We start from the raw sequence: 2,158 nt of genomic DNA, 5'->3' as shown, positions 1-2,158 counted from the left end.
TTGCCAGCGAAGGGCACGACGCGGTGTCAGGCCCTTACCATTGTGCCCGCAGCAACTCGCGCACCCGGCTCGACGCCGCCCGGTTGCTGGCCCCAAGGCGACCGCGCAGATCGCTGCCGCCCGTTCGTACATCACGTACCGCCTGCAACACGCAGTCGCGCACGCGCTGCACATCCTCTGCCGTGGGCGTCTCGATGCGCTCCACCTCCAGCGTCTCCCACAGCAGGCCAAGGCTGGCATAGCTGTCGATGTCATACGCCATCGGCGCCACGCTGGCCGCCAGGGCTTCAAGCTCCTCGACGCTGCGCAAGGTGACCCGCGCCGCCGAAGCCTTGCCCATCGCGTGCACCATCACCTCAGGGTCGCGCAGGGCGATCAGCCGATTGGCCTGATACCCATGCGCCAGAAACGCCCCGGACATCGCCTTGCCCACCAGCAGACCAATCACCGGGTGCCCGCCAGCCGCGCCCGTGCATAGCTGTCGACCGCCCCAGCCAGTGCCTGATGAATGCCCAGCGCCTCCTCGCGCCGCCCATAGGCCTGGCTTGGCACGTCGACGATCGCCACCAGCGCCCGCTTGTGTGGTTGCGCTCGGTCGGCTTCGATCGCCTGATCCACGGCTTGTGCCAGCCCCCAGCCTTCGAGCAGGCCGACCTCGCCGTCGCGGGCACGGACGAAGCGGTTATGCGCGTCCGGTACCACGCACAGCAGGCGCGCCGGCTGATCGCCAAGCGGTACATCGGCGACCTTCAGCGAGGCGGGCAAGCCAGGCAGTGTCGGGGCGTTGTCGCTCAGGGCCGCGAACCAGTTCAGGCCACGCAGGGAAGGGGTGCTCATGGGCGTTCTCCTTGATAGGCGGTGCGCACCGCCGCCGGGGTGATCTGAGGTTCGGCGTCCAGCTGCGCCAGGCGCGTGATGAACCAGGCGTGGCGTTGACTGCGGTGGGTGGCAGGCAGCCCCAGGGCGAACAGTTCGACCACCTGATCCCGGATCTGCGTCACCTCGTCAGCTACATAGCGGTCTACCAAGGCGCTGGCAAAGCGCTGCTCGCCGCCAGTCAGGCTCCAGATAAATGGCCGGTCGCGCGCGTCATATTCATCGATACCCGCCTCCTGCTCGATTACCTGCGGGCCATTGAGGCCCAGGCGTGCCTCGCGGGTGGCGACCAGGTAACTGCACAGGCCAGCGGCAATCGACATGCCGCCAAAGCAGCCGACGCTGCCGGCGATCACGCCCACCACAGGCTGGTATTGACGCAGGTCGACGATCGCCGCCTGGATCTCGGCAATTGCTGCCAGCCCCAGGTTGGCCTCCTGCAGGCGCACGCCACCGGTTTCCAGCAACAGCAGTGCGCGGGTGGGGATGCCGTTGCGGTTGTCCTCGGCGGCCAGTTCCAGTGCGCCAGCGATCTTTGCGCCGCCCACTTCGCCCAGGCTGCCGCCCTGGAACCCGCCTTCGATGGCGGCGATCACCACCGGCTCGCCGGCCAGGCTGCCCTTGGCGATCACCACGCCGTCGTCGGCCTGGGGCACCACGCCCTGGCGCTCAAGCCAGGGTGATATCAGGCCGTCGAACGGCCCGATCAGTTCACGAAAGCTGCCCGCGTCAAGCAATGCCCGGGCACGCTGGCGCGCCCCCAGTTCGACGAAGCTGCGCTGCTGCAGCAGGTGGGTACTGTGCTCAGTCATGGCCGATCTCCTCGAAGCCTTGTTCCAGGCGCAGGCGTACCACACCCGGGGTGGCGCCGAAGTCATGAATGCGGATGCTCATGGCCGCCGGGGTACGGCCCTCGAACAGGCGGGTGAACAGGTGTTCCCAGCGTGCTGCGCTGCCGTTCACCGAGGTCAGCACCTGGATCGACAGGGTGCCGGCCACGTTGGGCTCCACCAGGACTTCCAGATCACCCGAGCTGACGCAGCCGACCAGGGTGCGGCCGCGGGCGGGCAGCCCGGCGGCGAATTCGAAATTCAGGGTTTCCATCAGTTGTCTTCCTCGGTGAAGCCGTGGTTTTGCTCCAGGCGATCGATCAGCAGGCAGGCGGCGAGCAGGTCGGCCGCGCCCCCTGGCGAGGCGTTCAGGGCCAGCAGTTGCTGGTCCAGCGCCAGCAAGCGACGCCGGCCGGCCAGGCTGGCGCTGCCGCCGTGGTCGAGTACCGCCT

The 2,158-nt window shown here is 68.2% G+C and carries 3 protein-coding genes and 1 pseudogene; all 4 read right to left on the bottom strand.

The features are described 5' to 3' along the window. Positions 1–34 precede the first annotated feature (34 nt). Positions 35–837, bottom strand: a pseudogene (mdcE, locus tag G3436_RS26280) (biotin-independent malonate decarboxylase subunit gamma). Beyond that, a complete protein-coding gene (locus G3436_RS26275) occupies positions 834–1,688 on the bottom strand; it encodes a biotin-independent malonate decarboxylase subunit beta (RefSeq protein WP_163951230.1) in 855 nt (284 codons plus the stop codon). Before G3436_RS26275 ends, mdcE begins: the two are co-directional and overlap by 4 nt. Then, positions 1,681–1,980 (bottom strand): malonate decarboxylase subunit delta, encoded by a 300-nt coding sequence (locus tag G3436_RS26270; protein ID WP_163951227.1) that lies wholly within the window; start codon positions 1,978–1,980, stop codon positions 1,681–1,683. Before G3436_RS26270 ends, G3436_RS26275 begins: the two co-directional genes overlap by 8 nt. Beyond that, a partial coding sequence (locus tag G3436_RS26265; RefSeq protein WP_178116620.1) for a triphosphoribosyl-dephospho-CoA synthase occupies positions 1,980–2,158 on the bottom strand: 179 nt, incomplete at its 5' end. The genes G3436_RS26265 and G3436_RS26270, both read right to left, overlap by 1 nt.

Origin of the sequence: Pseudomonas brassicae, assembly GCF_010671725.1 — a bacterium.
Classification (GTDB): Bacteria; Pseudomonadota; Gammaproteobacteria; order Pseudomonadales; family Pseudomonadaceae; genus Aquipseudomonas; species Aquipseudomonas brassicae.
The sequence above is the reverse complement of the archived record's forward strand: the minus strand, read 5'-3'. Positions and strand labels throughout refer to the sequence as shown.